The organism is Azonexus sp. IMCC34839 (assembly GCF_047047955.1).
Classification (GTDB): domain Bacteria; phylum Pseudomonadota; class Gammaproteobacteria; order Burkholderiales; family Rhodocyclaceae; genus Azonexus.
Genome location: NZ_CP150631.1, coordinates 1,821,315 through 1,845,391, shown reverse-complemented (window position 1 = coordinate 1,845,391; position 24,077 = coordinate 1,821,315). Strand labels below are relative to the sequence as shown.

Sequence of the window (24,077 nt, the reverse complement as noted above, 5' to 3'; positions counted from 1 at the left end):
GCCAAAGAAGAAGGCGACCCGGGGTCGGCGCCCGCTGCGCGGGTACCCTGCGCTACTCGGACTTCGCGGGGGCTGCGGAACTCGGCCCTTCGGGCCTCAGACAGTCCTCGCCCTTTTTCCGCGAACTCCTGCGTTGCTCGGCGTCTCCCACGGGAGGTTGAAAACCGATCGCCGCTGAAAGGCTGGCGTTTGGTTTTTTGCCTTTTTAGGCAGTGCACCGCAGCAGTCAGTATTCCCATGGTCATTCCCGCTTTCGCGGGAATGACGGAGAGGCCTATCAGCGGCATGCGGTTTTCCGGGCCCCTTGAGAGGCGCTGAGCAACGCAGGTTGGCCGGGGGTAGTCGGTTCGCTTTGTTTGAGCCGCAGGCGAGTTCATGCGAACCGCCCGGCCAGCCGAGTAGCGGAAGGAAGTGGGCGCAGCCCACCGCCGACCCAGGGGTTGCCTTTTCTTTGGCTACTTTCTTTTGGCAAAGCAAAAGAAAGTATGTCCGCCGTCAGGGCGGAACGCAGCCCTAAAGCAGTCCGCCTTCCCGCTAAGAGCAAGGCAAAAAAACGAAACCCCGTCCTACGGCATCACCGATAGGTCCGGGGTCTATATGGGAGCCGGAATATCCCGGCTCCAGCGACCACCCCACCCTGCACGATGGAGCCAGCCGCAATCCGCAGTACGACTCAGGCCGCTTTTTTCTGCGTGTAGAGGTTGCCCCAGGCGTTTTGCCAGAAGCGATAGGCATTTTGTGCTGCCATCAGCGAGAGCAGCGACATGCGCGACTGATGACGCCACATCCAGGCCAGTTGCGGGGCCGGAGCGAGCTTGTAGGCCGGGCTGTCGGAACATTCGTCCTCGACGATGGCGAGGAAGCGCTCGACGGACAGGGCCCAGAAATCGGAACCTTCGGCCTTGCCGGTGAGGTATTCGGCTTCGCTGACGGCGCGGCGCCACAGCTTCAGGGCGAGGTCGTCGCTGATGCCGGCCTTGCGGGCTATCCAGGGGAGGATCTTCGGTGCGTTCATGCTGTTCATGGTTGTTCTCCGTTGTTGCGTGGTGGTAACCACTCAAGTTTTAAGACTGCCTTGTGGGTAATAAGTTTTGTGCACTGCAATATATTTTTTGCGAAGTATACTGCTAGCCCATAAAACGCCATTTTCAGTTTTGCCAGATTGGAAAATGTTGCGTTGCACAAATGCAACAATGTGGTCTGACCAATTGCCCATTTGCCGCAATCTGCCTCGGAAAACACGTTTTTTCAGAAAATCGATCCGCCCATGTCCGACCTGCTCGCCAACCTGAATCCCCAGCAACTCCAGGCCGTCACCCTGCCGCCGATGCATGCGCTGATCCTGGCCGGTGCGGGCAGCGGCAAGACGCGGGTGTTGACGACGCGTATCGCCTGGCTGATCTCGACCGGCCAGGTCGGACCGCATGGCGTACTGGCGGTGACCTTCACCAACAAGGCGGCCAAGGAAATGACGGCGCGCCTGTCGGCGCTGGTGCCGATCAACGTGCGTGGCATGTGGATCGGCACTTTCCATGGCCTGTGCAATCGCATGTTGCGCGCCCATTACCGCGAGGCCGGGCTGCCGCAGACTTTCCAGATTCTCGATTCGGGCGATCAGCTGGCCATGGTCAAGCGCCTGTTGAAGAACCTGAACATCGACGACGAGAAATACCCGCCGCGCGAGCTGTGCCATTTCATCAATGCGCACAAGGAGCAGGGCGTGCGTGCCGCGCAGGCCGAGGCTTACGACAGCTACACGCAGAAGCGCGTCGAGTTCTACGCCGAATACGAGGCGCAGTGCAACCGCGAAGGGGTCTGTGATTTCGCCGAACTGCTGCTGCGCTGCTATGAATTGCTGCAACGCAACGAGCCGCTGCGCACGCATTACCAGCAGCGCTTCCGCCATGTGCTGGTCGACGAGTTCCAGGATACCAACCGCCTGCAATACGCCTGGCTGCAACTGCTGGCCGGGGGCGGGGCGAAGGTTTTTGCGGTGGGCGACGACGACCAGTCGATCTACCGCTTCCGCGGCGCCGAGGTCGGCAACATGCGCGACTTCGAGCGCGATTACTGCGGAGAGAACATCATCCGTCTGGAGCAGAACTACCGCTCGCACGGCAATATCCTCGCGGCGGCCAACGCCATCATCAAGCACAACCGCGAGCGCCTGGGCAAAAACCTGTGGACCGACGCTGGCGAGGGTGAGCGCATCCGCTGCTTCGAGGCCTATTCCGATCTCGACGAGGCGCGCTTCGTCATCGACGAGATTCGCGAATTGATCCGCGACGGCCAGACGCCGACGCAGATCGCCATCCTCTACCGCTCCAACGCCCAATCGCGCGTCCTCGAACACGAGTTGTTCACCAAGGGCGTGCCGTACAAGGTCTATGGCGGCCTGCGCTTCTTCGAGCGCCAGGAAATCAAGCACGCGCTGGCTTACCTGCGGCTGCTGGGTAACCCGGACGACGACACCGCCTTCCTGCGTGTGGTCAATTTCCCGACCCGCGGCATCGGCGCGCGTTCGCTGGAAAACCTGCAAGCCACGGCGCACCAGTGCAACAGCAGCCTGTACAACGCCGCTGCCTCGCTGACCGGCAAGGCCGGGCAGACGGTGGGGGCCTTCATCCGCCTGATCGAAAGCCTGCGTCAGGAAACCGCCAACCTGCCCTTGCCCGAGATCATCGAGCACGTCATCGAGAAATCCGGCCTGGTTCAGCATTACCGGCTGGAAAAGGAAGGCCAGGAGCGGCTGGAGAACCTCGACGAACTGATCAACGCCGCCGCCACTTTCATCGACGATGAAGGTGCCATCGGCGAAGGTGGCGCGCTGGTGTCCTTCCTCAGCCACGCTTCGCTGGAAGCCGGCGAGCATCAGGCCGGCGAAGGCCAGGAGGCGGTGCAGCTGATGTCGGTGCACGCCGCCAAGGGCCTAGAATTCGACGTGGTCTTCATCACCGGTCTGGAACAGGGCCTCTTCCCGCACGACAACTCGATCAACGAGGGCAAGGACGGGCTGGAGGAGGAGCGTCGGCTGATGTACGTCGCCGTCACCCGAGCCCGCCAGCGGCTTTACCTTTCCTGCGCTCAGACGCGGATGCTGCACGGCCAGACCCGCTACTGCACGCCCTCCGGCTTCCTTGATGAAATTCCCGAGGAGTTGCTGCTCAAGCTGAACAAGAAGGCCGCGCCGGAGCCGAGCTACGGCGGCTATGGTTCGTCCAGTCGGAGCAGCGGCGGCTATGCGGAGCAACCGGCAGCCGGTGGCCTGCGTATCGGGCAGACGGTCGAGCATGCCAAGTTCGGCATCGGCGTCATCGTCTCCACCGAAGGCCGCGGCGCCGATGCGCGCGTGCAGGTCAATTTCGGCGGCGCCGGCATGAAGTGGCTGGCGCTGGAATACGCCAAGCTGACGCCGGTCTGATTTATGGCGCCGCTGCTGCGGTGCACATGGCAAAACGGGCAAATTTCACCCGGCCAAGGTGGAACGTTGCGGCCCGGCGGTGATAACCTTTTCGTCTGACATAACGACAAGGAGACACCCATGCCCAACGCCATCCGTTTCCATCAGCCCGGCGGCCCTGAAGTCCTGCGCTGGGAGAACGTCGAACTGCCGGCTCCGGCCGCCGGTGAGGCGCGCGTGCGCCACCACGCGGTGGGCCTGAACTACATCGATACCTATCACCGTACCGGCCTTTATCCGCTGCCGCTGCCCTCCGGTATCGGCCTCGAAGGTGCCGGCGTTGTCGAGGCGGTGGGCGAGGGTGTCAGCGAAGTCGCCGTCGGCGACCGCGTGGCCTATGCCGGCGGGCCGGTTGGCGCCTATGCCGAAGCGCGCAATATTCCGGCGCATCGCCTGTTGAAGCTGCCGGACGCCATTTCTTTCGAAACCGCAGCGGCCATGATGCTGCAAGGCCTGACCTCGGCCTACCTGCTGCGCCGCACCTATCGTGTGCAACCGGGTGACGCGGTGCTGATCCACGCCGCGGCCGGCGGTGTTGGCCTGATCGCCTGCCAGTGGGCCAAGGCGCTGGGGGCGACAGTGATCGGCACGGTCGGTTCGCCAGCCAAGGCGGCACTGGCCAAGGCGCATGGTTGCGACCACGTGATCGACTACACGACCGAGAATTTCGCCCAGCGCGTCCGTGAAATCACTGGCGGCGAAGGCGTGCCGGTGGTGTACGACGGCGTCGGCCAGGCGACTTTTGCCGGCTCTCTCGATTCGCTGCGCCCGCTCGGCATGTTGGTTTCCTTCGGCAATGCCTCCGGTCCGGTGCCACCGGTCGACCTGATCCAGCTGTCGCAAAAAGGCTCGCTGTTCATCACGCGGCCGACCTTGATGACCTACACCGCCAAGCGCGCCGATCTGGTGGCCTTGGGTGAAGAACTGTTCGACGTTGTCGGCTCCGGTAAGGTGCGTATCGAGATCAATCAGCGCTATGCGCTAAAGGACGCCGCGCAAGCCCATATCGACCTTGAGGCGCGCAAGACCACCGGCTCGACAATCCTGATTCCATGATGGCCAAACTCAAAGCTGGACTCCTTTCCCTGCGCGACCTGTTCGCCACCGCCTGGTGGATCATCCTGATTGCCGGCATCGGCTTCGTCGTCGCCTACCAGTTCGTTCAACCGGCGCCGCCGAAGAAGATCGTCATCACCACCGGCGCCGATTCTGGCGCCTACTACCAGTTCGCCCAGCGCTACGCGACCATCCTGGCGCGCGACGGCATTACGCTGGAGGTGAAAACCTCGGCCGGCTCGCTGGAAAACCTCGAACGCCTGAAGAGCGACGAGGCGCAAATCGGCTTCGTTCAAGGTGGCGTCATTCCGCCCAAGGACGATCCGGATGAGGAGGATGATTCCGGCCTGCTCTCGCTGGGCAGCATGTTCTACGAGCCGGTCTGGGTGTTCTACCGCGGCGAGCGCAAGCTGGAGCGGCTGACCGACCTCAAGGGCAAGCGCATCGCCATCGGCCAGGAGGGCTCGGGTGTGCGCCAGCTGGCGCAGCAACTGCTGGCGGCCAATGAGATTCCCATCGGCAACAATCTGGTCGCACTTTCCGGCCTGAAAGCGGCCGAGGAATTGCAGCAGGGCCGCATCGACGCCGCCTTCGTCATCGCCGCCGAGCGGGCACCGGTGGTGCAGGTCTTGCTGCGTTCGCCGGGCATCAAGGTCATGAGCTTCTCGCAGGCTTCCGCCTACCAGCGCCGCTTCCCCTTCCTGACCAAGCTCACCTTTCCGCACGGCGTGGCCGATCTGGTGCGCGATTTCCCGCCGGAAGACATCAAGCTGCTGGCCCCGACGGCCAACCTGATCGTTCGCGACGACTTGCACCCGGCGCTGCAATCGCTGCTGCTGCAGGCGGCCAGCGAAGTGCATGGCAAGAACGGATTCTTCCAGGATCCGGGCGAATTCCCCGCCTACAAGGACCAGATGCTGCCCCTGTCGCCCGAGGCGGCGCGCTACTTCAAGTCCGGCGCGCCTTTCCTGCAGCGTTATTTGCCCTTCTGGCTGGCGGTGCTGGCTGACCGGCTGATCGTCATGCTGGTGCCGATCTTCGCCCTGCTCATTCCGCTGCTCAAGATCGCCCCGGCGGTTTATACGTGGCGCGTGCGTTCCAAGGTGTTCCGCTGCTACGGCGAACTGAAATTCCTGGAGGACGACCTGAAGAACCATTTCGATCCGGCCAGGTTGCAGGAATACCGGGAGCGTCTCGACGCGCTCGACGACGAGGCGGCCAGCCTGCGCGTACCGCTGGGCTTTACCGACCTCGTTTACACGCTGCGCGAACACGTCAATCTGGTGCGCAGCATCCTGGCCAAACGGGAGGCGCAGGCATGAAGGCTTTTCTCGTGGCCAACCCCAAGGGCGGTTCCGGCAAGAGCACGCTGGCGACCAACCTCGCCGGTTATTTCGCCCATCAGGGCGAGGACGTGATGCTGGGCGACATCGATCGCCAGCAGTCGGCGCGCGAATGGCTGGCCCTGCGCCCCTTCGAACTGCCGACCATCGATACCTGGGAAATCGGCCCGGACGACATCGCCCGCCCGCCCAAGGGCACCAGCCGGGTCGTGCTCGACACGCCGGCCGGCCTGCACGGCAAGATGCTGGACAAGGTGTTGAAGCTGTCCACGCGCGTCATCGTGCCGGTGCAGCCGTCGATGTTCGACATGCGGGCGACGCGTCATTTTCTCGATGCGCTACTCACCGAAAAGGCCGTGCGCAAGGGCAAGGCCGACGTGGCGGTGATCGGCATGCGGGTTGATGCACGGACCCGCGCTGCCGGCGAACTGGAGAAATTCTTCGCCACCTACGACCTGCCGGTGCTGGCCTATCTGCGCGACACGCAGGTCTATGTGCAGGCTTCGGCCGTCGGCCTGACCATCTTCGACCTGCCGCCCTCGCGCGCCGAGCGCGATGTCGAACAGTGGCAGGCCATCATCGATTGGGTCGAAGCCGAGTAAGAGCACCTTTTCTCACTGCTGCGGTGCACCGCCCAAAATGGGCAAAAAACGGGGTCTCAGTCCAGCGTGTCCAGCCAGTGGGCCAGCGTGCCGTACAGCGACTCCGGCCTGACCGGTTTGGCGATGAAGTCGTTCATGCCGACCTGCAGGCAGTTTTCGCGATCGTCGGCAAAGGCATTGGCGGTCAGTGCGATGATCGGCGTGCGGGCATAGGCGGGCAGTGCCCTGATGCAGCGGGTGGCCGCCAGGCCGTCCAGCTTGGGCAGTTGCAGATCCATCAGGATCAGGTCGTAGGCCTGCTGACCGGCCTTGGCCACGGCGATTTCGCCATCTTCCGCAAGGTCGACCTGTAGCCCGGCCATGCCGCTCAGCATCGCCTGGGCGACCTGCTGGTTGACCGGGTCGTCTTCGACCAGCAGCAAACGCTTGTTGTGGTGGCAGACCTTCAGGATGGCCAGCGCCTCGTCCGGTGTCGGCGCCGCATGTTCGATATCGCCCTCGGCCGGCGTCGGCGCCCGCTCCAGGCGCAGGCTGAGCGTAAAGGTGGATCCTTCTCCAGGCTCGCTATCAACCGAAATGTCGCCGTTCATCAGGCGAGCGAGCTGGCGGACGATGGTCAGTCCCAGGCCGGTCCCGCCATGTCGACGCGTGATCGAGCCATCGGCCTGCTCGAAAGGAAGGAAGATACGTTGCTGCGCTTCCTTGGGGATGCCGATGCCCGTGTCGCTTACCGAAATCTTCAGCGTGACATGGCTGTTCCTTTCACCCTCCAGGCGGGCGGCCAGGGTGATGCCGCCTTGTTCGGTGAATTTGACGGCATTTCCGGTCAGGTTGAGCAGAATCTGCTGCAGGCGAACCGGATCGCCGAGTACCGTCAATTGCCTGATCTCGTCCGGAATTTCCTCGCGCCAACTCAGGCCCTTGGCGGAAACGCGTTCCGCCATCAGGCGCCCGACACGGTCGAGCAAGCCGCCCACGTCAACGGGAACTTGCTCCAGGCTCATGCGTTCGGCGTCGATCTTGGAGAGGTCGAGCACGTCGTTGAGCAGGTCGAGCAGGTGCATCCCGGCTTCGCCGATGCTACTGAGCTTCGAACGCTGGCCGGGGTCGGTGATTTCACGGCTCAACAGATGGGTCATGCCGATAATGGCATTCATCGGCGTGCGCAATTCGTGACTCATGTTGGCCAGGAAGGTGCTCTTCGCCCGGTTGGCCGTTTCTGCAGCCTCCTTGGCGACGCGCAGGTCGGCCGTGCGTGCGGCCACCTCCTCTTCCAGGGTTTCCTGATGGCGGGCCAGTTCAGTCTCCGCTTGCTTGCGTTCCGTGATGTCAAGCAGGACGCCGATTACCGCAGGTTTGCCATCGTATTCAATGGTCGAGCCAAAGACCTCGAAGTCGACGAGGCTGCCATCCCGGCGTGGTCCTCGCGTTTCGTAGTGGATGGACGAAATTTCACCCCTTAGTCGGCGCCGGACGTTCTCGCTAACCAATGGCCGATCTTCGGGAATGACGAGTTCCATCACCGGGATACGATCGACGATTTCATCCGCTGTCTGGTAGCCGAACACCTTGGCGAAATATGGATTTACGTAGCGGAAATACGAGTCCTGAATGATGTAAACGCCGACCAGCGATTGCTCGACCAAGGCGCGGAAGCGCTTTTCGGCCTCGCGCAGGGCATTTTCCGCTTCGACACGGGCGCTGATGTCACGCCCGACGGTGACCAAGGCCAGGCGTTCTCCTTGGGGGGTGAATAGCGGCGCCTTGACGACGTCGAAGGTGTGCGTCTGGTGGTCGCGGTCGAGTTCGATCCGCCATTCCAGATGGTCGGCGGGAGTTGCCTGCCAACTCCGGTCGTCGGCATTCAACAGCGAGAGCACGCGGCTTGCGCCGGGCAATTCTGCGGCCAGCTCTTCGCTGGTCTTGCCGCGATAGCTCTCCCCGTTGAGAGCCAACATTTCCTTCATCTGGGCATTGGCTTCGGTCCATTGGCCTTTGCCGTCCTGGAGGCAGATCGGGTCGGGTATGGCGTCGATCAGTGTGCGGAGACGGGCCTCGTCTTCCCGCAATTGTCTGGCGTGCAGTTCCTGTGTTTCCTGGAAGCGCTGGCTGCGCAGCAGCCAGAAAAATACCATCAGGGAGAGCAAGGTGCCGCTGATGGCGATACTGAGGGGGAGCGTCGGTGCGGTCACCTTGTCGAATTCGGGGCGGCTGCGGAACTGCGCCGTCCACTGATGTCCCGCGAAAGTGATGGGTAGCGTTGCCCTCCAGCGTCCATGTCGTACGTTTGTCCGCTCGACATGCGAATCGAACAGCAGTTTGGCGGGGGTAGTTTCGCCGTCGTAAAGCTCCAATTCGACGTCCTTGTTGTCGGAGTCGATCATCGCCCGGAAAAGATCGTGGGCACGGAAGGGGCTGTAGGCGAAGCCAACCAGTGCAGCCCGTCGCTGCTCGACGGTGGCGCTGGGCAGGGCCCGTTGATAGACAGGTAGGTAGATGAGGAAACCAGGCTGTACGTCATGTTCCGTCTCCTGGACCAGCGTGACCTTGCCGGAAAGTGCGGGTTCGCCCGTGTCACGCGCCTGCTCCATCGCGGCGCGTCGGATCGGCTCGGAAAACATGTCGTAACCGAAGGCGCGTAGATTGCGCTCGGAGAAAGGCTCAAGGTAAACGATGCTGCTATAGACCGGGCGTTCGCCAGCTGGTCGTATGGCGTATTCCGGGAAGCCTTCGTTGCGAATCTCCCGTTCGTGCTCGGACAGGTGCGTGGCCGGAACCATCTGAGCGAAGCCTATGCCCTGGATGCCTGGCAGGGTTTTGTTGACTTCGAGGTGGGCGACGTAGTCATGCCATTCCTGACGACTGACCCAGGCGCTGGCATTGAATAGCGCAGCCCCCCCGCGCAGGATCTGCGCATAAGTCTCCATACGGGCGAGAATCCTTCCGCGCTCCTGTTCTGCGCGGTAGAGGAAACGTTGCTCAATCAGGTGTTCGCTGCTTCGTTGCAGGAAATAAGCGGCAAACCAAGTGGCCGTCAGCAGGCTGGCCAGAACTAGCCAGGCAATGCGGCGACTTTGATGCAAACGCGAGAGAAGCGGCCCTTCCTGACTCATGGTGAGATGTCGGTTTGGATTTTGTCTCTTTGCCTTTTTTGTCAGTTCTCAAGATAGCATCATTCGTCTTTATTGTCGTCAGAATAATCGGGCTACATACCGAGCAGCATTTCTGCGCGTGTTGTCTCGTCGTTCAGAGCTGCGAGAAACCACGATAAGGCCTTGCCGACATGGCGGTTTTGCCAGGCGAGATTGAGTGGCAGAGTGGGCCGTTGGGCGACTACGGTCTTCTCGACCAGGCGGCCGGCGGCAATTTCGGGGGCGGCCAGCCAGTAGGGCAGGTGGCCGATGCCGAGGCCGGCCAGTTGGGCGGTGAGCTTGCTGCGGATATCGGGAATGCGCAACACGTTCTGCCCTTCGAGCAAGCCGACGGTGCGTGCGTCGAGCTCCGTGGACGTGTCGGCGATGACGATGGCGCGGTAACGGCGAAGCTCGCTATCGGGGATCGGGCCTTCCCAACTCGCCAACGGGTGTCCCGGCGGGACGGCGAAGACGAAGCGGGTGTCGGGCAGTAGCTGCCGACTGGCGATGCCAGCTCGGGCCGGCATGTCGCCAGGAGCGCCGATGACCAGGTCGGCCCGGTCGGTGGCCAGCGCATCCCAGGTGCCGCCGAGCACTTCATGGGTGAGACGGATCTGCGTGCCGTGGCCGGCGGCGTAGAAGCGTTCGAGTAGTGGGTAGAGCCTTTCGACCGGGATGATGGCGTCGAGCGCGATACGCAACTCGGCCTCCCAGCCGCTGGCGATGCGCTGGACGCGGCGTTCCAGTTCGCCGGCGGTGCGCAACAGGTGGCGGCCTTCGCCGAGCAGGGTGCGGCCGGCTTCGTTGAGGGTGGCGCGGCGCCCTTCGCGGACGAAGAGTTGCGTGCCGAGATCGTTTTCCAGCTTGGCGACGGCGTGCGAAATGGCCGACGGCACACGGTAAAGCGCCTCAGCAGCGGCCGAGAAGCTGCCGTGGCGATCGATGGCGTCGAGCATTTCGATCAGTTCGAGCGAAATCTTCATATGAAAAAAATTAAACGATTTGTCCAGATTAATTCGCTATTCCTGGCTGAACTCTACGCCTAACATGGAGCCAAAGCGATATGAATTATTCACAAGGAGAGCGGGATGGTAATCCTCAGACCCTCAGCAGAGCGCGGACAGGCTGATCATGGCTGGTTGTTGGCCAAGCACAGTTTTTCTTTTGCCGAATACTACGACCCCGAGGAAATGGGTTGGGGCGCGCTACGCGTCATCAACGAAGACCGCGTCCAGCCGGGTGCCGGTTTCGGCATGCACGGCCACCGCGACATGGAGATCGTCACCTACATCCTGTCCGGTGGGCTGGAGCACAAGGACAGCCTCGGCAACGGCGGCGTCATCCAGCGCGGCGAAGTACAGCGCATGAGCGCCGGCAAGGGCATCCTGCATAGCGAGTTCAATCCGTCGGCCAGCGAGGAAACCCATCTGCTGCAGATCTGGATCGAGCCGGCGCAGCGCGGCGGTTCGGCCAGCTACGAGCAGCAGGAACTGCCGGTGGCCGGCATGCATAACCGCTGGCGCCTGGTCGCCTCGCCCGACGGTGCTGAGGGCAGCACGACCATCGGCCAGGATGCCCGCCTGTACGCCAGCGTGCTCGAAGCCGGCAAGACGCTCGAATATGCCTTGTCCAGCGCTCGGCTGGCCTACGTGCAGGTCATCTGCGGTGCACTGACCATAAACGGCAAAAACCTGAGTGCCGGCGACGGTGCCAAGATCGCTGCCGAAAGCCTGCTTGAATTTGTCGCCCAGGAAGAGAGCGAATTCCTGCTTTTCGACCTACCCCCCATCGCTTGATCGTTTTTTCCAGGAGAACACCATGAGCAAGATCGTTGTCGTCTATCACTCCGGCTATGGCCATACCAAGCGCGTTGCCGAATACGTCGCCGAGGGCGCCGGCGCCGAACTGCTGGCCATCGATGCCGAAGGCAACCTGCCGGAAGCCGCCTGGGCCAGCCTGAACGCAGCCGATGCCATCATCTTCGGCACGCCGACCTACATGGGCGGCCCGAGCTGGCAGTTCAAGAAATTTGCCGATGCCTCGTCCAAGGCCTGGTTCACCCGCGCCTGGCAGGACAAGGTGTTCGGTGGCTTCACCTGCAGCGCCAGCCCGATCGGCGACAAGGGGGCGACCATGATGTATCTGCAGACCTTGGCGTCGCAACAGGGCGGCCTGTGGGTCAGCCTCGGCCTGCTACCGAGCAACACCAAGGCGGCGACCCGTGCCGACATCAACAGTCTGGGCGGTTCGGTCGGTCTGATGGTGCAATGCCCGTCGGATGTCGGGGCCGATGAAATCCCGAGCGGCGATCTCGATACCGCCAAGCGTTACGGCGCCCGCGTCGCCGAAATCGCCGGCAAGTTCGCTGGTTGATGGCGTTGGGCTTGTTCGCAGTCCTGCCGGTTGCTGCGAACAAGCCCTAGCCTCGCCGAGAGCGGCGAGGCGCGCTATAGTGCGCTCATTCCTCTCGCATCCGGAGTGCGCGCATGGCATTGACGACGTCCCTGGCCGACCTTTCCGTCCTCTTGGTCGAGCCCTCCCATATGCAGGCTACCGTGGTTGGTCGCATGCTCGAAAATCAAGGCGTACGTAAAACCCAGGTGGCCGAAACGGCGGCCCAGGCTCTGGCGTTGTTGGGCAGCGGCGAATGGGATGTGGTCATCAGCAGCCTTTACCTGCCGGACATGGCCGGGACCGAACTCGTCGCAGCCATGCGTGAGGATGCGGGATTGGAAACCATCCCCTTTATTCTGATTTCCAGTGAAACCCGGCCGCAGGTGCTCGAGCCGGTGCGTCAATCCGGTGCCTGCAGCATCGTCGCCAAGCCATTCACCGAACAGCAGTTGTCGCGCGCGCTCTACGCTGCGGCCGATTACCTGAGCCCGCCGGGCGATGTGGACGTCAGCGAAATCGAGAACCTGCGGGTACTGGTGGTCGACGATAGCCTGGCCTCGCGTCGCCATCTGCGCCGACTGCTCGAAGAATTGGGCATCGAGCGCATCACCGAGGCGGTCAATGGTAAAGAGGCGGTCGCTGCCTTGCAGGACACCATGGTCGACCTGGTCATTACCGACTACAACATGCCGGAAATGGATGGTCGCGAACTGACCGAATACATCCGTACGCAGAGCTGGCAGGCCGGCGTGCCGGTGCTGATGGTGACCAGCGAGCAGAACATGGGGCGCTTGGCGGCCGTCGAGCGGGCCGGTGTTTCGGCCATTTGCGACAAACCTTTCGAGGCGGGCAGCATCCGCCGCCTGATCAGCGACGCCTTGCTGCGATAAAGCGGAGCCCCCCTTGCCTGGCGACTACCGCCAGCGCCACGAGGACGAGCAGCGGATCGATCAGTACATCCCACAGATTCGCGAAGATTCCGCTGGCGTAGGCCAGCAGGTCGATGGCGAGGATGACCAGCCAAGCGTTCAGCTGGCGCCACCATAGCGCGATGCCGACCGGCGCGAGTGCCGCCAGCAATGGCCAGGGTTGATAGCCGAGGGAATAGGGGTCGATTGGCCCGAGGCCGAGCGCCGTGGCATAGAAGAGCACGGCGAAGACGAGCAGTCCGGCTGCCGGCCGGAACGTCAGCGGCGAAGGCCGGCCGAGCAATAACCAGAGCGCCAATTGCAATAGCGTCAGCGATGGCGTGCCGAACACGCCATGCAGCGCCGGTGCGATGCCGATCAGCATGGCCAGCGTCGTCGCCGCCAGGGCGACGCGTTGGCGGAATTCGCCGAGCGGCAGCAGGCAGGCGAGCGAACCAAAAATGATGCCGTGGGCGAGCAGACCGTAGCCGGCCAACCAGTTCATTGCGCTTCTCCTTCCAGCCAGGCTTCGCTGAAGGCGACGTGCTTGATGCCTTGGCGGCGCCAGGTGTAGGCGAGGTGAATGCGTCCGTCGCGCGCCAGCAGCAGCGAGGGGTAGGAAAACTCGGCACCGCCGTCGGCAGCCGATTCGATCGTGCGACTGGCTTGCCAGGTCTGGCCTTCGTCGGCGGAGAGCCAGAGCAGCATGGCGTCACGGTTGTTTTGCGGGTTGCCGGCTAGCAGCAGGCGGCCGCTCGGCAGACGCAGCAGGGCGACCGAGGAATTCGGGTTGGGCACGTCCAGGGTTGGGCCGGCCTGCCATTGTTGGCCCCCGTTGGCAGTGATCGCCGTACGCACCCGGCCTGGTCCAGGGCCCGCGTCGCGCAGCACGGCCAGCGCCCGCTGTGCATCGAGGGCAACGACGGCCGGTTGCAGGGTACGCACCTCGTGCGGCATGCGTATCTTGTCGACGATACGCCCAGTGGCCGACAGGCGTAGCCACTCACCGTGCTTGGCGATGAATTCGTGATAGACCGGCAGGCCCAGCCCACCGTCGGCCAAAGGGACGGGCGGTATGCGGACCAGCGTGCTGATGTTGGCGAAGGGCGAGGTCTGCAGCTTGGTCGGCTTGCTCCAGGTGCGGCCGCCATCGGTTGATTGGCTGTGGTTGATCGAGCTGCCGGCCCAGCCGCCGAGGGCGACGCTGACGTACCACAGGTGCAGCCAGTTGCCTTCTCTGTAGAGCACCGGATTGCCGATCTTGCGCAGGTAGGCGAAGGTGCCGCCGGCGGTCGTCTCGCGGCTGGCAATGCGGCTCGGCGTGCTCCAGCCGCTTGGCTCCAGCGTACTGAACCAGATGGCGACGTCGTCAGCGCCTTCGCGGCTGCCGGCGAACCAGGCGGCAGCGATGCGACCGTCCGGCAACTGGGCCAGTGTGGCGGCATGCGCCGATTCGGCGACGCGCGGCAATTGTTCGCCAGCGAACTGCGCCGGCAAGGCGCTCGCTTTTGCCGGGGGCGGGGGCTCGAAGGCCGGCGGTTCGGCACTGGGGGCGCGCCATAGCGCCATGCCCAGGGCGCCGATGAACAGGGCCATCGGCCCCCAGCGATGCAGCGGTTCGGGCAGGCGGATCATTGGGGCAGCACCTCGTACCAGCGCACCGTGGTCATCAGTGGTGCCAAAGAGCGTTGGGCGAATGCCGCCTGCCAGTCGGCGCGCGTAGCACCGATACGGGCGAAGCGCAGGCCGGAACCGTGCGAGGCCAGCGTGGTATAGCTACCCAGCGGGCTCGCGCTCATGTTGGCGGCCGCAACATCGGCAAAGAAACGTGGTTCGTCCTGTTCTTCGAGAAATACCGGGGTTTTGAGGGCGGCGATCTCGGTCAGGTCGAAGCGGTCGAGACGGGCGTAATGGCGATGCGCCTGGCCACTCAGGGTCGGCAGCATGGCCGGTTGCGGGCCGTCGAACATGGCGACTTGTTGCTTCTGTCCGAAAGCGACGACCTCGGCGGGTACGGCATTTACGCCGAGTGCCGGGAAAACGCCCCAGAGCAGCGCGGTCCAGTAGGCCATCGGTGCCGCCAGGCGGTGCCACAGTGGGCGGGGTTGCCACCAGGCCCAGAGCAGGTAGAGCGCCGGCAGGATCAGCCAGTACCAGCCGCCGAGGTGGAACCACCCGGCGAAGGCGGCGATGCCACCGCCCAGCAGTACGGCGACCAGGGCGCCCAGGCGGAAGGGCCAGCGCGCCGTGATTTCCGGTAGGGCAACGGCCGTCAGGATGGCGAAAGGCACCAGCGAGCCGATCAGGTAGCGGTCAAAACTCTTGATCAGCAGGAAGGGCAGGAAAGTGGCGAGGAACCAGACCAGGGCGACGCGTCCGGCGCCATGTTCGCGGCGCAGCAGCCAGGCACCGACGGCAAAAACGAACACCCAAGGCAGGCCGATGTTGAGCAGGCCGAGCACGATGCCGGGCGACAGGCTGAAGAACTGGCGCGATTCCAGTTCGTCGGCCAGCACCAGTTGCGCCGCCTCGGGGTAGAGCAGGCGGACGACGAAGAACCAGGGCAGGGCAAGCAGCGCCCACAGCAGCGTGTGCGTCAGCAGGAGTTTCCAGTGCCGCTGCAGGTCGCCGAAGCGCAGGCGGTCGGCAGCGAGCAGGCCGAGGCAGCCGCCGCCGAAAACCAGCGCGACGATGGGGCCCTTGGTCAGGAAGCCGGCGGCCAGCAGGAGCACTGCTGCGGTGCACCAGTAAAAACGGCGAAAATCCAGCCAGTTCAGGAAGCACCAGAAAGCGGCAGCCGACAATGCGGCTACCGGCACGTCGAGCATGAAACGCCGGCCTTCGGTCGCCAGACCGAGACAGCCGAGCATGACGGCGCCGGCGATCCAGCCGGTTGCCGCCTTGCCGGACAGGCGACGGGCGATGCCGGCGGTCGATACCACAAGCAGCGCGGCGAAGAGCACGGCGACAAGGCGGGCGCTGCTCAGCGAGATGCCAAAGAGTTCATAGCTCGTCCGGCCCAACCAGTAGAGCAGGGGCGGCTTGCGGATGCGCGGTGCGCCGTCGAGGAAGGGGACAAGCCAGTGGTCGCCCTCGATCATCTCCATGGGGGTGCGCAGGCCGAGAAAGAACTCGTCCTTGCCGGTCAGGCCGGTGGTTTCCCAGATGCCCGGGATCAACACGGCGAGCGCGAGCAGGAAGAGCAGCAGGCTCTGGCGGGCGGGAGTGAGGGAGGAGGGCATGGGGGCGGATTTTAACCCGCTTCGCGATAAATGCCGGGGGGCGATGGCGAGCAAAAATATCCGGACTAGGCCTGCCGGGATTTTTCAGTGCTTAAACCGCGTCAGTTCAGTAACTTGCCTTTGTGAATATTGATATCGTCATTTCCCATTAGGCGTTTGGATATATTGTTTGGTGAGTTTGAGTTGGCTAGAATTTTTGCCAGATTAGTGCCGCCCCCCTTAACTCACTATGAAGCCCAAAGATTGCCGCCGTAAATCTGATGAACGCCGTCAGTTAGATTCAGGTCCCCCCGCCGGATGGAAGGAGCGCCGTCGCGCTGTAGAGCGCCGATTGCCGGGGGTGGAAGAGGTCGAAATGAGCGAAAGCGAGTTTTTCGCCTTGCTGATGCGGAATCGGCAGATACTCCGCGACGCAGACGACGATCTCGCGCCGCAAGGCAGTCCCGCCTGATTCGGCGGGGTCAGTACCACTCCAGCAAGGACACGCCGACGCCGAAGTAGTTGGCGCGGTGGTTGTAGTCGATCATGCTCTCGCCGTAACCGGAAAACCATTGTAGGTGGCCGCGCAATTCGCCGGCGATGGGAAAGGCGTAGTCGACCTGTACCGCGCCATGGCTGTTGTGGCCGCTGCGCAAACTGTGGCGCAACAACACAGAAAGCTGATGTTCGCCCCAGCGTTTTACCAAATGCAGGTCGCCACGGCCCAGGTAATTGGAGATGTCCGGATTGTCGTCCTGGCCGCCAGGTTCCTGGATGCGCCACCATGGACGCAGGCTCAGCGTCCAGTCGTTGTATTCCAGATCGGTCGACAGCATCAGGCGGTTCCAGCTACGCGATAGCGGCAGCGAACGGCCATTCGACTGATGATTGATGCCCAGTTTGACCGTGCGTCCGCGCCAGCCGGCGAGGTCGTAATCGGTACGCCAGAGCATCATCAATTCGGGTTCGTGATTCGTTTCCCGGAAGGGGCGTGATATTCCTGAGGTGTAAACCTGCCAGCGCGAGGTTTGGGTATAGCCGAACCACAGATCGCCATTGTTGCCGAACAGGTCTTCGGCCAGCTTGGTTTTCAGGCTGATCTGCAGCTTGGCTTCATCTGACCGGATTCCCTGCGATTCGCTGACGGTATGGCCGGTGGCCGGGCTGTGCGGCGTTTGATTGACCGAACTGGCGTGGAAGTAAGGCAGCAGATAGACCGGCTTGTACTGGCGAATGCGCAGGATGTGGCCTCGTTGCTCCGGGTCGAGTTCCCAGGCTTGGCCCAAGAGCGAGGTGGTGGTCGCCAGCTCGGACGGCGGCGAGGTTTCGGCGGCACTTGCGGTCGCGGCCTTGTCTGTTGCTTTGCCTGGGTCGGCCGCCTCAGGGGCAGTCGCCTTGTCGTAGCAGCGCAGACGTTCGGCATCCTCGGCGATGCTGCGGCAGGTGGCCAGATCGCCAGCCGGTGCGCCATGCACCGAAGCACAGGTAACAAGGCTCGCAATGAGCAATCCGGAGCGGAGCATGGCAGTGCGAAGTTTCATGGATGGAATGCTAGGCGATTTTCGCTCGCCTACCGAAGCGGTGGGCTGGCGGCTTGCAGAGATTTACACCTGCAGCCGCCACCCTGAGGTTCAGCGTCCCTTGTATTCCGGTTTGCGCTTCTGCATGAAGGCATCGATGCCTTCGCCGGCGTCTTCGCTCATCATGTTGCAGGCCATCACCTCGGCCGCGTAGTCGTAGGCGTCGACCAGGCCCATTTCCAGCTGCTTGTAGAACATGCCCTTGCCCATGCGCACGGCGACGGCGCTCTTGGCCAGGATGCTGCCGGCCAGGCGCTCGATTTCGGCATCGAGCGCATCGAGCGGGACGACGCGATTGACCAGGCCCTTGGCCTTGGCTTCCATGGCGTCGATGAATTCGCCGGTGAGCAGCATTTCCAGAGCGGCCTTGCGTCCGAGATTGCGCGCCAGGCCGACCGCCGGGGTCGAGCAGAACAGCCCGACATTGATGCCGGAAACGGCGAATTTCGAGACATCCGCCGCCACCGCCAGATCGCACATCGACACCAGCTGGCAGCCGGCGGCCGTGGCGATGCCGTGAATGCGAGCGATGACCGGTTGCGGCATGCGCGTGATGGTCAGCATCAGTTCGCCGCACTGGCGGAACAGCGCCTGCATGTATTCCTTGCTGTGATTGGCCCGCATTTCCTTCAGGTCGTGGCCCGAGCAGAAGGCCTTGCCGGCGCCGGCGATGACGACGACGCGTACGGCTTCGTTGGCGGCTATGGCATCGAGTTCGGCCTGGAGCGCGCTCAGCAGGTCCTTCGACAGCGAGTTGAAGGCGTTCGGGCGGTTCAGGGTCAGCGTGGTCAGGCCGTCGGCGCGGTCCTCGCGCAATACAAGGGCTTCGGGGGTATCCATCGGGTGTCTCCGGTCATTGATTTATTTGAACTTGCTAATCTAGCCGAAGGTTGCACGAACGGCTACCGCCCGGCGCGGTAAAATCTCGCCGATGAATTCCCCGCGCTACGTCCACCTTCGCCTCCATTCCGAATACTCAGTGACCGACGGTATCGTCCGCATCGGCGACGCGGTCAAGCGCGCGGCCGGCGACGGCATGCCGGCGATGGCGCTGACCGATCTGGCCAACCTGTTCGGGCTGGTCAAGTTTTACACCGGGGCGCGTGGCAAGGGGGTGAAGCCGATTGCCGGGGCGGATGTTTGGATCGCCAATGCGGATGTACCGGATGCTCCTTATCGCCTGTTGCTGCTGGTGCGCAACCGCGAGGGGTATCGCCAGCTGTGCGAATTGCTGACCAAGGCCTATGTGATCGAAGGCCGGCGCGACCGGGCCGAGATCCGCCGCGAGTGGTTTGCCGAGGTTGGTTGCGACGGACTGATTGCGCTGTCCGGGGCGCATCTGGGCGATGTCGGCGAGGCGCTGCTGAACGGCAATTTCGACCTGGCCGGCGAGCGGGCCCAGGCCTGGGAGGCGATCTTCCCCGGTGCCTTCTATCTCGAAGTACAGCGTTACGGGCAGCCGCAACAGGAGGCGATGGTCCAGCAGACGGCCGATCTGGCCGGCGAAACCGGCATTCCGCTGGTGGCGACGCACCCGATCCAGTTCATGAACCGCGATGACTTCCAGGCGCACGAGGCGCGTGTCTGCATCGCCGAGGGCTATGTGCTGGGCGACCATCGGCGGCCGAAGATCTATACCGAGGAGCAGTACTTCAAGTCGCAGGACGAGATGGGCGAGCTGTTCGCCGACCTGCCGGAAGCGCTGGAAAACACGCTGGAAATCGCCAAGCGCTGCAATATCGAACTGACGCTGGGCAAGAACTTCCTGCCGCTCTTCCCGACACCGGACGGCATGTCGCTCGACGACTATCTGGTGCAGCAGGCCAAGGAAGGCCTGGAGGTCCGCCTGCAGGAGCTCTACCCGGACCCGGCGGTGCGCGCCCAGCGCCGGCCTGAGTACGACGAGCGCCTGGAGTTCGAGTGCAAGACCATCCTGCAGATGGGCTTCCCGGGTTACTTCCTGATCGTGGCGGACTTCATCAACTGGGGCAAGCAGAACGGCGTGCCGGTCGGCCCCGGCCGGGGTTCCGGCGCAGGTTCGCTGGTCGCCTACTCGTTGCGCATTACCGACCTCGATCCGCTGGCCTATGCCCTGCTGTTCGAGCGCTTCCTGAACCCCGAGCGGGTGTCGATGCCCGACTTCGATATCGACTTCTGTCAGGACAACCGCTGGCGCGTCATCGAATACGTGCGCCAGCGCTACGGCGCCGAAGCGGTGTCGCAGATCGCCACCTTCGGCACGATGTCGTCGAAGGCGGTCATCCGCGACGTCGGCCGCGTGTTCGGCCTGCCGTATTCGATGTGCGACCGCATTTCCAAGCTCATCCCGATTGTTCAGAACAAGCCGGTGTCGCTGTCGGAAGCGCTGGAGCAGGAGCCGGCGCTGAAGGAGATGATGGCCGACGAGCAGGATGGCGAAACGATCCGCGAATTGTTCGACCTGGCCGGTCGTCTCGAGGATTTGACCCGTAACGTCGGTATGCACGCCGGTGGTGTCTTGATCGCGCCGGGCAAGATCACCGATTTCTGCCCGATCTACCAGGCCACCGGCGCCGATGCTTCGCCAGTGTCGCAGTTCGACAAGGACGATGTCGAAAAGGCTGGCCTGGTGAAGTTCGACTTCCTCGGCCTGCGCAACCTGACGATTATCGAGCTGGCCGTCGAGTACATCCGCCGCATGACCGGCGAGAAGCTCGACCTGATGTCGCTCGGCTTCGACGACCCGGGTGCCTACCAGATCCTGAAGGACGCCAATACGACGGCGATCTTCCAGGTGGAATCGGAAGGCATGAAGAAGCTGCTGAAAAAGCTGGCGCCCGACCGTTTCGAAGACATCATCGCTGTGCTGGCGCTCTATCGTCCCGGCCCGCTCGGCTCGGGCATGGTGGACGACTTCATTCTGCGTAAGAAGGGCCAGCAGGCCATCGACTATTTCCACCCGGACCTGAAAGCCTGTCTTGAGCCGACCTACGGCGTCATCGTGTACCAGGAACAGGTGATGCAGATCTCGCAGATCATCGGCGGCTACACGCTGGGTGGCGCCGACATGCTGCGCCGGGCGATGGGCAAGAAGAAGCCCGAGGAAATGGCCAAGCACCGCGAGACCATCGCCGAGGGGGCCAAGAAGAACGGCTACGATCCGGCGCTGGCCGAGCAGTTGTTCGACCTGATGACCAAGTTCGCGGAATACGGCTTCAACAAGTCGCACACCGCCGCCTACGCCGTCGTTACCTACCACACGGCCTGGCTCAAGCGTTACCACTGTGCGGCTTTCATGGCGGCGACCCTGTCGTCCGACATGGACAACACCGACACGGTGAAGATCTTCTACGAAGACACCATCGCCAACAAGGTGAAGATGCTCGGGCCGGACGTGAATGCCTCGCAGTACCGCTTCGAGCCGGTCGACCGTGAGACCATTCGCTACGGCCTGGGGGCGATCAAGGGCACCGGCGAACAGGCCGTCAACGTGATCCTCAAGGCGCGCCAGGAAGGCGGCCCGTTCAAGGATCTGTTCGACTTCTGCCAGCGCTGCGACAAGCGCCAGGTCAACCGCCGTACCATCGAGGCGTTGATCCGTGCCGGCGCCTTCGACAGCCTCGATACCGATCGGCACAAGCTGCTCGCCTCGGTCGGCATCGCCATGGACTACGCCGAGCAGAAGGAACGCGATTCGCTGCAGACCAGCCTGTTCGATATCGCCGAAGTGGCCGAGGAGCACGCGCCGGAATACGTCAATGTGCGGCCGTGGGACGAAAAGACGCAGCTGATGGAAGAGAAGACGGCGCTCGGCTTCTTCTTTTCGGGGCACCCATACAACACCTGCAAGAAGGAGCTGTCGCGCTTCATCCGCCGGCCGCTCAATCGTCTCGAGCCGTCCAAGGAATTCACTTCGCTCGCCGGCATCGTGGTTGGCATCCGCACCCAGATGACGCGCCGCGGCAAGATGCTTTTCGTCCAGATCGACGACGGCACGGCCATGGTCGAGGTGTCGGTGTTCAACGAGTTGTTCGAGGCCGAGCGGCACAAGATCGTCACCGACGAGGTCCTGGTCATCGAGGGGAAAGTACGCTACGACGAATTTTCCGGTGGCAATGCCGTCGTCGCTGAGCGCCTGATGACCCTGGGCGAGGCGCGGGCCCGGTTCGCCAAGCATTTGCTGCTCAAGATGAACGGCAATTCCGATGCGCAGAAACTGAAATCGCTACTGGCGCCCTTCGCCCCTGGGCCGGCGCCGGTCATGATCCAGTATCGCAACGCCAGCGCCGAGTGCCAGTTGAAACTCGGCGACAGCTTGCGCGTGCGTCTCGACGACGCCTTGCTCGATGCGCTTGGCACCTGGCTGCAGCCCGATAACGTCGAGATCGTCTATCAATGATTCAGCTCATCGATCAGGCCCTGCTTGCCGAAGTCAGTGCCGAGGCCCAGGCGGCGCCGCGCCGACGCAAGAACCGCAATTTCCATCCGCGCGACGACTATCCCGGCCATCGCCTGCTCAACGCCATCGAGCCGGATTCCTACGTGATGCCGCACCGGCATCTCGACCCCGACAAGGACGAAACCATCCTCTGCCTGCGCGGCAAGCTGGGCATTCTCGTTTTTTCGTCCAATGGGGCAGTGCACCGCAGCAGTGTGCTGGCAGCGGGGGGCGAGACCCTGGGCGTCGATATTCCGCACGGCGTCTTCCATTCGGTCGTCGCCCTGGAAGCGGGCACCGTTTTCTTCGAGGCCAAGGCTGGTCCTTACCTCCCGCTTTCGCCAGAAGAAAAGGCGCCGTGGGCGCCCTTGGAAGGAGGCAGCGAGGCAGCCGACTATCTGGCTGCCTTGCGGGCCAATTTTTCTTAAAGCACCGATTCGCTCTTGAAGCCGATGCGCACGGCGCCCCAGTGGCGACCGTTGATGGTGATCGGCATCGACAGGTCGCTCAGGATTTCGCCGGTGTCGCGCACATAGGTCTGGAACAGCGAAGGCTTCTGGTTCTTGGCCAGCTTGATCCCGACCGGGTCGTTGAAGATGCGTTTGTGCCGGCACTTGCCGAGGTCCACCGCCGGGTCGCCGGTCGGTGGGTTGGAGAACTGGCTGTTGTGGGCCGGGGCATAGCCGTTGGTATCGACGCACAGCGAGTAACTGAGGCCAGGAACCTGGCGTAACAGGTCGTCGTACATGCGTGTCAGCTCGCCATCGCACTGGCTGTCGTAAGCGGTGGTGTAACGCTTCGGGTTGGAACCGGGGATTTCCTTGTAGGCCTGGTCGAACACATTGACCCCGCGCTCCGCCAGGCGTTGCAGCACGCCGGCGACATTGTCGCGGAAGGCGATACAGTGGTCGTGCAGGCTATCGAACTTGCTGTTGCCGGTACGGAAATCGGCCAGCGTGCATTGCAGGTCTTCGGTCGATTCGCGCAGGGTTTTGGCCGAATCGATGCACTGCTTCATGCGTCCGGAAATTTCCACCGAATGGTCACGGATCTCTTCGACCTCGTGATGGATGGACTCGTTGCTTTCGCGCAGATTGTGGATGGCGCCGGAAATGGTGCTGAGCTGCTCGGTCGTGCGCTTGAATTCGCTGACCATGGTGGTCAGGTCGGCGGCCGAGGTTTCGATGTACTCGTTGGCGCGCGTCACTTCGCCGACGATGGTTTGCGTCTTGGCCGAGGTATCGGAAACCAGATTGATCATCGACTGGGTGTTCTGACCGATGACCTGAGTTGCTGTTTTTACCTTTTCCGCCAGTTTGCGCACCTCGTCGGCGACCACCGCAAAACCCCGCCCTGCTTCGCCGGCACGGGCAGCCTCGATGGCTGCGTTGAGGGCAAGCAGGTTGGTCTGATCCGAGATGTCATTGATCAGGGAGACGATCTCGTTGATTTTCATTGAGCTGCTATGCAGTTCGGTCACCGTCGATGAGAAGTGCTCGATGTGTTCGTTGGTCGAACGCATGGTGCTGGCGACGGTTTCCATCTGCTCCAGTGAACGTTGCGCCAGATCGAGGTTGTTCTGGGTCGACGCCTGGATGGCATCGGCGTTCATGGCGACCTCGCCAACCGCCTGATTCACCCGGTTGCTCGATTCAAATACGTCGCTGGCCAGTTCCTCCTGGCGGCGAACGGCGGCGTCCGTCAGGAGCACCAGGTGGTTCATGCGTGCGGCGTCGGTGGCGATGCTGACGCTGCCTTGGCGGGCATGCGTGATCAGGTCGCGCACGCGCCCGAAAAAGCGATTGATATTGGCGGAAATGCGGCCTTCGATGTTGCCATTTGCACTGCCGATGTTGTGCGACAGATCGGCCTCGCCACTGGCGATGGCGGCCAGATCGCGGTCGAGCTTGTCGAGTGCCGCACTATTTCCAAACAGTCCCATGTATGTCTCCTGCTGTAGTT

Annotated in this window: 19 protein-coding genes; 9 read left to right on the top strand and 10 right to left on the bottom strand. The window is 62.9% G+C overall.

Annotated elements, in window-relative coordinates:
• Positions 1-673 precede the first annotated feature (673 nt).
• Positions 674-1,024 carry a hypothetical protein gene (locus WIF35_RS09030; RefSeq protein ID WP_412477896.1) on the bottom strand — a complete coding sequence of 117 codons (351 nt, stop codon included), beginning with the start codon at positions 1,022-1,024 and terminating at the stop codon, positions 674-676.
• 243 nt (positions 1,025-1,267) lie between these two features.
• Here WIF35_RS09030 and WIF35_RS09025 point away from each other — a divergent pair, with 243 nt between their 5' ends.
• The 4 genes from WIF35_RS09025 (at position 1,268) to WIF35_RS09010 (ending at position 6,461) form a co-directional block, all read left to right on the top strand.
• Positions 1,268-3,421: a UvrD-helicase domain-containing protein gene (locus tag WIF35_RS09025; protein ID WP_412477895.1), complete on the top strand. Its 2,154-nt coding sequence runs from the start codon at positions 1,268-1,270 to the stop codon at positions 3,419-3,421.
• Between the two features lie 120 nt (positions 3,422-3,541).
• Positions 3,542-4,516: a quinone oxidoreductase family protein gene (locus tag WIF35_RS09020; RefSeq protein WP_412477894.1), complete on the top strand. Its 975-nt coding sequence runs from the start codon at positions 3,542-3,544 to the stop codon at positions 4,514-4,516.
• Positions 4,513-5,838, top strand: coding sequence for a TAXI family TRAP transporter solute-binding subunit (locus WIF35_RS09015; protein ID WP_412477893.1), 1,326 nt, complete (start codon positions 4,513-4,515; stop codon positions 5,836-5,838). Before WIF35_RS09020 ends, WIF35_RS09015 begins: the two co-directional genes overlap by 4 nt.
• The gene (locus WIF35_RS09010) at positions 5,835-6,461 is read left to right on the top strand and encodes an AAA family ATPase (protein WP_412477892.1); all 627 of its coding nucleotides are present in this window, start codon (positions 5,835-5,837) and stop codon (positions 6,459-6,461) included. Before WIF35_RS09015 ends, WIF35_RS09010 begins: the two co-directional genes overlap by 4 nt.
• A 56-nt stretch (positions 6,462-6,517) precedes the next feature.
• Here the strand turns inward: WIF35_RS09010 and WIF35_RS09005 are convergent, their stop codons facing one another.
• Both WIF35_RS09005 and WIF35_RS09000 read right to left on the bottom strand, forming a co-directional pair.
• Positions 6,518-9,574: a CHASE domain-containing protein gene (locus tag WIF35_RS09005; RefSeq protein WP_412477891.1), complete on the bottom strand. Its 3,057-nt coding sequence runs from the start codon at positions 9,572-9,574 to the stop codon at positions 6,518-6,520.
• 92 nt (positions 9,575-9,666) lie between these two features.
• On the bottom strand, positions 9,667-10,578 hold the full coding sequence (locus WIF35_RS09000; RefSeq protein ID WP_412477890.1) for a LysR family transcriptional regulator: 912 nt from the start codon (positions 10,576-10,578) through the stop codon (positions 9,667-9,669).
• Positions 10,579-10,683: 105 nt separating this feature from the next.
• Here WIF35_RS09000 and WIF35_RS08995 point away from each other — a divergent pair, with 105 nt between their 5' ends.
• The 3 genes from WIF35_RS08995 to WIF35_RS08985 all read left to right on the top strand — a co-directional run bounded on the left by WIF35_RS08995 (position 10,684) and on the right by WIF35_RS08985 (position 12,879).
• The gene (locus WIF35_RS08995; protein ID WP_412477889.1) at positions 10,684-11,391 is read left to right on the top strand and encodes a pirin family protein; all 708 of its coding nucleotides are present in this window, start codon (positions 10,684-10,686) and stop codon (positions 11,389-11,391) included.
• Between the two features lie 22 nt (positions 11,392-11,413).
• Positions 11,414-11,968: a flavodoxin family protein gene (locus WIF35_RS08990; protein ID WP_412477888.1), complete on the top strand. Its 555-nt coding sequence runs from the start codon at positions 11,414-11,416 to the stop codon at positions 11,966-11,968.
• Positions 11,969-12,081: 113 nt separating this feature from the next.
• On the top strand, positions 12,082-12,879 hold the full coding sequence (locus WIF35_RS08985; RefSeq protein WP_412477887.1) for a response regulator: 798 nt from the start codon (positions 12,082-12,084) through the stop codon (positions 12,877-12,879).
• On the opposite strand, the gene WIF35_RS08980 is transcribed toward WIF35_RS08985, so the two are convergent.
• The 6 genes from WIF35_RS08980 to WIF35_RS08955 all read right to left on the bottom strand — a co-directional run bounded on the left by WIF35_RS08980 (position 12,857) and on the right by WIF35_RS08955 (position 18,538).
• Entirely contained in the window at positions 12,857-13,402 is a 546-nt protein-coding gene (locus WIF35_RS08980; protein WP_412477886.1) for a hypothetical protein, read from the bottom strand. The genes WIF35_RS08985 and WIF35_RS08980 overlap by 23 nt on opposite strands.
• Positions 13,399-14,532: a sialidase family protein gene (locus WIF35_RS08975; protein ID WP_412477885.1), complete on the bottom strand. Its 1,134-nt coding sequence runs from the start codon at positions 14,530-14,532 to the stop codon at positions 13,399-13,401. The genes WIF35_RS08980 and WIF35_RS08975 overlap by 4 nt, the downstream gene beginning before the upstream one ends.
• Positions 14,529-16,139 (bottom strand): ArnT family glycosyltransferase, encoded by a 1,611-nt coding sequence (locus WIF35_RS08970; RefSeq protein ID WP_412477884.1) that lies wholly within the window; start codon positions 16,137-16,139, stop codon positions 14,529-14,531. Before WIF35_RS08970 ends, WIF35_RS08975 begins: the two co-directional genes overlap by 4 nt.
• Before the next feature lie 280 nt (positions 16,140-16,419).
• Positions 16,420-16,575 (bottom strand): hypothetical protein, encoded by a 156-nt coding sequence (locus WIF35_RS08965; protein WP_412477883.1) that lies wholly within the window; start codon positions 16,573-16,575, stop codon positions 16,420-16,422.
• Positions 16,576-16,600: 25 nt separating this feature from the next.
• Positions 16,601-17,659, bottom strand: coding sequence for a phospholipase A (locus tag WIF35_RS08960; RefSeq protein WP_412477882.1), 1,059 nt, complete (start codon positions 17,657-17,659; stop codon positions 16,601-16,603).
• A gap of 90 nt (positions 17,660-17,749) precedes the next feature.
• On the bottom strand, positions 17,750-18,538 hold the full coding sequence (locus WIF35_RS08955) for an enoyl-CoA hydratase (RefSeq protein ID WP_412477881.1): 789 nt from the start codon (positions 18,536-18,538) through the stop codon (positions 17,750-17,752).
• Positions 18,539-18,629: 91 nt separating this feature from the next.
• Here WIF35_RS08955 and dnaE point away from each other — a divergent pair, with 91 nt between their 5' ends.
• Together dnaE and WIF35_RS08945 are read left to right on the top strand one after the other, a co-directional pair.
• Complete coding sequence (gene dnaE, locus WIF35_RS08950; RefSeq protein ID WP_412477880.1) at positions 18,630-22,076, top strand: DNA polymerase III subunit alpha; 3,447 nt, start codon at positions 18,630-18,632, stop codon at positions 22,074-22,076.
• Complete coding sequence (locus WIF35_RS08945) at positions 22,073-22,543, top strand: WbuC family cupin fold metalloprotein (protein WP_412477879.1); 471 nt, start codon at positions 22,073-22,075, stop codon at positions 22,541-22,543. The genes dnaE and WIF35_RS08945 overlap by 4 nt, the downstream gene beginning before the upstream one ends.
• On the opposite strand, the gene WIF35_RS08940 is transcribed toward WIF35_RS08945, so the two are convergent.
• Positions 22,540-24,057 (bottom strand): methyl-accepting chemotaxis protein, encoded by a 1,518-nt coding sequence (locus tag WIF35_RS08940; protein WP_412477878.1) that lies wholly within the window; start codon positions 24,055-24,057, stop codon positions 22,540-22,542. The genes WIF35_RS08945 and WIF35_RS08940 overlap by 4 nt on opposite strands.
• Positions 24,058-24,077 lie beyond the last annotated feature (20 nt).

Coding starts and splice junctions, on each gene's coding strand:
- WIF35_RS09030 (WP_412477896.1), bottom strand. CDS start 1,024: ATGAACAGCATGAACGCACCGAAGATCCTCCCCTGGATAGCCCGCAAG.
- WIF35_RS09025 (WP_412477895.1), top strand. CDS start 1,268: ATGTCCGACCTGCTCGCCAACCTGAATCCCCAGCAACTCCAGGCCGTC.
- WIF35_RS09020 (WP_412477894.1), top strand. CDS start 3,542: ATGCCCAACGCCATCCGTTTCCATCAGCCCGGCGGCCCTGAAGTCCTG.
- WIF35_RS09015 (WP_412477893.1), top strand. CDS start 4,513: ATGATGGCCAAACTCAAAGCTGGACTCCTTTCCCTGCGCGACCTGTTC.
- WIF35_RS09010 (WP_412477892.1), top strand. CDS start 5,835: ATGAAGGCTTTTCTCGTGGCCAACCCCAAGGGCGGTTCCGGCAAGAGC.
- WIF35_RS09005 (WP_412477891.1), bottom strand. CDS start 9,574: ATGAGTCAGGAAGGGCCGCTTCTCTCGCGTTTGCATCAAAGTCGCCGC.
- WIF35_RS09000 (WP_412477890.1), bottom strand. CDS start 10,578: ATGAAGATTTCGCTCGAACTGATCGAAATGCTCGACGCCATCGATCGC.
- WIF35_RS08995 (WP_412477889.1), top strand. CDS start 10,684: ATGGTAATCCTCAGACCCTCAGCAGAGCGCGGACAGGCTGATCATGGC.
- WIF35_RS08990 (WP_412477888.1), top strand. CDS start 11,414: ATGAGCAAGATCGTTGTCGTCTATCACTCCGGCTATGGCCATACCAAG.
- WIF35_RS08985 (WP_412477887.1), top strand. CDS start 12,082: ATGGCATTGACGACGTCCCTGGCCGACCTTTCCGTCCTCTTGGTCGAG.
- WIF35_RS08980 (WP_412477886.1), bottom strand. CDS start 13,402: ATGAACTGGTTGGCCGGCTACGGTCTGCTCGCCCACGGCATCATTTTT.
- WIF35_RS08975 (WP_412477885.1), bottom strand. CDS start 14,532: ATGATCCGCCTGCCCGAACCGCTGCATCGCTGGGGGCCGATGGCCCTG.
- WIF35_RS08970 (WP_412477884.1), bottom strand. CDS start 16,139: ATGCCCTCCTCCCTCACTCCCGCCCGCCAGAGCCTGCTGCTCTTCCTG.
- WIF35_RS08960 (WP_412477882.1), bottom strand. CDS start 17,659: ATGAAACTTCGCACTGCCATGCTCCGCTCCGGATTGCTCATTGCGAGC.
- WIF35_RS08955 (WP_412477881.1), bottom strand. CDS start 18,538: ATGGATACCCCCGAAGCCCTTGTATTGCGCGAGGACCGCGCCGACGGC.
- dnaE (WP_412477880.1), top strand. CDS start 18,630: ATGAATTCCCCGCGCTACGTCCACCTTCGCCTCCATTCCGAATACTCA.
- WIF35_RS08945 (WP_412477879.1), top strand. CDS start 22,073: ATGATTCAGCTCATCGATCAGGCCCTGCTTGCCGAAGTCAGTGCCGAG.
- WIF35_RS08940 (WP_412477878.1), bottom strand. CDS start 24,057: ATGGGACTGTTTGGAAATAGTGCGGCACTCGACAAGCTCGACCGCGAT.